The 3833-nt window shown below is 58.9% G+C and carries 4 protein-coding genes and 1 pseudogene; 4 read left to right on the top strand and 1 reads right to left on the bottom strand.

From position 1 onward, the window contains the following. A partial coding sequence (locus ACIONG_RS29975; RefSeq protein ID WP_401304595.1) for a cold-shock protein occupies positions 1–146 on the top strand: 146 nt, incomplete at its 5' end. 118 nt (positions 147–264) lie between these two features. Here ACIONG_RS29975 and ACIONG_RS29970 read toward each other — a convergent pair. Next, positions 265–1272, bottom strand: coding sequence for a DUF481 domain-containing protein (locus ACIONG_RS29970; protein ID WP_401304592.1), 1008 nt, complete (start codon positions 1270–1272; stop codon positions 265–267). A 165-nt stretch (positions 1273–1437) separates the two neighbouring features. On the opposite strand from ACIONG_RS29970, the gene ACIONG_RS29965 reads away from it, so the two are divergent. From ACIONG_RS29965 to ACIONG_RS29955, 3 genes and pseudogenes are all read left to right on the top strand, one after another. Then, on the top strand, positions 1438–1791 hold the full coding sequence (locus tag ACIONG_RS29965; protein ID WP_103306575.1) for an MGMT family protein: 354 nt from the start codon (positions 1438–1440) through the stop codon (positions 1789–1791). A 43-nt stretch (positions 1792–1834) separates the two neighbouring features. Beyond that, the gene (locus tag ACIONG_RS29960; protein WP_213027744.1) at positions 1835–3394 is read left to right on the top strand and encodes an AmpG family muropeptide MFS transporter; all 1560 of its coding nucleotides are present in this window, start codon (positions 1835–1837) and stop codon (positions 3392–3394) included. A 129-nt stretch (positions 3395–3523) separates the two neighbouring features. After that, positions 3524–3833, top strand: a pseudogene (locus tag ACIONG_RS29955) (proline--tRNA ligase); the annotation flags it as partial.

The following is a 3833-nucleotide window of genomic DNA, read 5'->3' as shown; positions in this document are numbered from 1 at the left end:
CCCCACAATCCGGTGACGATCGGTTCGTTCACTTCAAAGCTATCCAATCCGACGGCTTCAAAAGCCTGAAAGAAGGCCAACAGGTTTCTTTCATCGCTACCCGCGGTCAGAAAGGCATGCAAGCTGAAGAAGTACAAGTTATCTAACTTGTAGCTTCTTTAGAAAAGAGCCCCGCCCTTAAAAGCGGGGCTTTTTTGTGGGCGCCTGCTTTGTTCAGGCAAAAAAAATCGCAGCCCGACAAGGCTGCGATTTTTTGTGGGTGGCTTACCAGGCCACGCCAAATCCTGCGGTGTAACGGGTCTTGTTCAAATCCGCATCGTTGGTGCCACTGATGATGTCGCGCTCGGCCTTGAGGTTGAGCGAGGCCCAATCGGTCACCTTGTAACGCAGCCCCATTTCCGCATCCAGCGCGTAATTGGCCACGTCGGATAGCGGCTTGCCGATTTCCCCGTTAGTGAAGAACTCGACTTTCTTGCCAATCAGGTAACGGTTGTAATCCCACTTCATGGCGACGGAATAGAAGTTGTCCTTGCTGCCATCGCGATACTCGTAATCGGTGCGGTTGAACAACGAGCCCAGCGAGAATGCGCCCAGCTCATCATCCCAGAACTGGTAGCCGGGACCGGTACCGACCACACGCTGACGCGCCAGCTCTTCGATGTGATCACGCTTGTAATTCAGACGGCCCTGCCAGAACCATTTATCTGTCAGGAAGCGGTCGAGTGCGTACTCGGCGCGCCAGTTGTCCGTGGTGGTTACGTCGTCCTGCACTTCACGGTTGTATTCGCCCTCGGCGGTGTGACGCCAACGGCCATGACGCGCCGAGGTCTTGAAGCCAATGTCGTAGTCGTCGGTGTCTTTTTCCGCACGCTGATAATCCAGCGCCAGATCGACATTACCCTTCCACACCAAATCCTCGACCACCGGCTTCGGCTTGAGGATTTGCTGAATACTGGCCAGCTCCACAGTTTTCGGCGCTTCACCGTTGGCGAGGGTGACCTTGCCATCTTCGGCCGCCGTCAGCGACTTGGAGACTTCACCGCTGTAGGCATCCTGCTTGACCAGCAAGTGCTGATCGCTGTCCAGCGTCTTGACCTCTTTCCAGTCAATGGTGACCGCACCGGCATATTTGGTCTGGATCAACAGCTTGCCGCCATCGAACACGGTGATGGTGCCGCTCAACTTGTCACCGTTCTTCAACCACACGGTGTCGGCAAGCAAGGGCGTGGACGCACTGAAAACAGCAAGGCACAGCAAGGATCTGGACAACATAAGCGAATCGAAGGCTCAAGTTTGCGAAAAAGGGGTCGGCATTATCCGTAGGAATAATTCCCTGACAAGGACTGACCGGACTATTTCTATTGAGTTCATTTCTCAACTGCCCGATGAGGGATTACGCTTAAGGCAATCAAACGATCATGTTCAGGAACCGTGTACGTGACAGACCCGATCCACGAAGTCGACAGCGAAGCGCAAATCCGACGCACGGCGCTCTACTCGACCCTGGCACAAGTGCCCGAAGGCAAAGTCGTCAGCTATGGTCAATTGGCTGATCTTGCCGGGCTGGGGCGCGCCGCCCGCTGGGTCGGTCGCACCTTGAGTCAGTTACCCGGCGACACCAAGCTGCCCTGGCACCGCGTGTTGGGCGCCGGTGGTCGGATCAGCCTGCCAGTGGGCAGTCCATCCGGGGATGAACAACGGGCGCGATTACGCATGGAAGGCATCACCGTCCTGAACAATCGTGTGGATATTCAGCGCCATGGCTGGCGTCCGGTAGAGCACAGCGGTTAGAGTGCGCGCTTTGTTTCCGCAATCTTGAGGCAGACTTCAGCCCATGCCCCGTAAAACCTGGCGCGCCGCGCTCGCCGCCTATGCCAGTCCTTCGACGCTCGTGCTGTTGTTGCTGGGTTTCGCCGCCGGCCTGCCGTACATGCTGGTGTTTTCAACGCTTTCCGTCTGGCTGCGTGAAGCCGGTGTGGCCCGGGAAACCATCGGCTACGCCAGCCTGATCGGCCTCGCCTACGCGTTCAAATGGGTCTGGTCACCGCTGCTCGACCAATGGCGTCTGCCATTGCTGGGCAAACTTGGCCGTCGCCGCTCGTGGCTGGTGCTCTCGCAGGCACTGGTGATTCTCGGGCTGATCGGCATGGGTTTCTGCGATCCGCAGAAGCATCTGTCGTGGTTGATCGCCATCGCCGTTGTCGTCGCATTCGCCTCCGCCACTCAAGACATCGCGGTAGATGCCTATCGCCTGGAAATCGCCGAAGACAACCGCCAGGCCGCCCTCGCCGCCAGCTACATGTCCGGCTATCGCGTGGCGGCACTGCTGGCCACTGCCGGCGCCCTGTTCTTCGCCGAAGGCTTCGGCTCTACAGGCTTCAACTATCAGCACTCGGCCTGGGCCGGCACTTACGCGCTGTTCGGCGCGCTGATGATTCCCGCTCTGCTGACCACCCTGTTGATGCGCGAGCCGCCCGTGCCGCTGCGCACGCAATTGCAGGCCGGGCGCTACACTTTTATGCATCAACTGATGTCAGTGTTTGTGCTGATCATCCTGCTGGTCTCGGTACCGGCGATGTTCACCCAGCTCTACAACACCGATTTCGCCAGCGTGCTGTTCGGCGGTATGAGCCCACTGGATCTGCTGCTTGAAGACCGTGCCTTCCTGCGCGCCATTCTCTATACGCTGCTCACCGGCCTGTGCCTGTCGACCATGGGCCGTCGTGGCCTCGCACCGGTGCTGACGCCGGTCAACGACTTCATTCTGCGCTATCGCTGGCAGGCACTGCTGCTGCTCGGTCTGATTGCCACGTATCGGATGTCGGACACGGTGATGGGCGTAATGGCCAACGTGTTCTACATCGATCAGGGTTTCACCAAGGATCAGATTGCCAGCGTCAGCAAGATCTTTGGTCTGATCATGACCCTCGTAGGCGCCGGCATGGGCGGCCTGCTGATCGTGCGCTTCGGCATTCTGCCAATTCTGTTCATCGGCGGCGCGGCCTCGGCGGCCACCAACCTGCTGTTCGTGATGCTCGCCGACATGGGCCCGAACCTGCAGATGTTGGTAGTGACCATTTCCCTCGACAACTTCAGCTCGGGCCTGGCGACATCGGCGTTCGTGGCCTATCTGTCGAGTCTGACCAACCTCAAATTCTCCGCCACGCAATACGCCCTGCTCAGCTCGATCATGCTGCTGCTGCCGCGCCTGATGGGCGGTTACTCCGGGGTTATGGTCGAGAAGTTCGGTTATCACAGCTTCTTCCTGATCACGGCCTTGCTCGGCGTGCCGACGCTGTTGCTGATCGCCTTGCACTGGTTCCAGGAAAGTCGCCGCGAAGGCCCGACACCCACGCCCGAGCCTGTGCCGACGCCGGTCGCAGAAGAGTCGTAAGACAAATCGCCAATGGCGGGAGGAATCCCGCCATTGGACCCCTCCGCTGGCCACACTTCTGTACGTCAGCAAAACTCGCCGGTACACTGCTCCGTCATTTCCAGTCATAGCAACCGACAACGGCCAACCATGCGCACCAGTCAATTTTTGCTCGCCACACAGAAAGAAACGCCTTCCGACGCGGTCGTGATCAGCCACCAGCTGATGCTGCGCGCCGGCATGATCCGCAAACTTGCCTCGGGCCTGTACACCTGGCTGCCGATGGGCTTGCGAGTCATGCGCAAGGTTGAAGCCATCGTTCGCGAAGAGATGAACGCCGCCGGCTCTCTGGAAGTGTTGATGCCGAGCACCCAACCGGCCGAGTTGTGGCAGGAATCGGGGCGCTGGGAAGAATACGGCCCTGAGCTGCTGCGCATCAAAGACCGCCACGGTCGCGACT

The sequence above is a fragment of the Pseudomonas sp. NPDC087817 genome (assembly GCF_044742875.1).
Taxonomy (GTDB): domain Bacteria; phylum Pseudomonadota; class Gammaproteobacteria; order Pseudomonadales; family Pseudomonadaceae; genus Aquipseudomonas.
This window is presented reverse-complemented; position numbering and strand designations above follow the sequence as displayed.

Bases quoted from the DNA above. Each gene is read 5' to 3' on its own strand.
- ACIONG_RS29970 (WP_401304592.1), bottom strand. From the start codon at position 1,272: ATGTTGTCCAGATCCTTGCTGTGCCTTGCTGTTTTCAGTGCGTCCACG.
- ACIONG_RS29960 (WP_213027744.1), top strand. From the start codon at position 1,835: ATGCCCCGTAAAACCTGGCGCGCCGCGCTCGCCGCCTATGCCAGTCCT.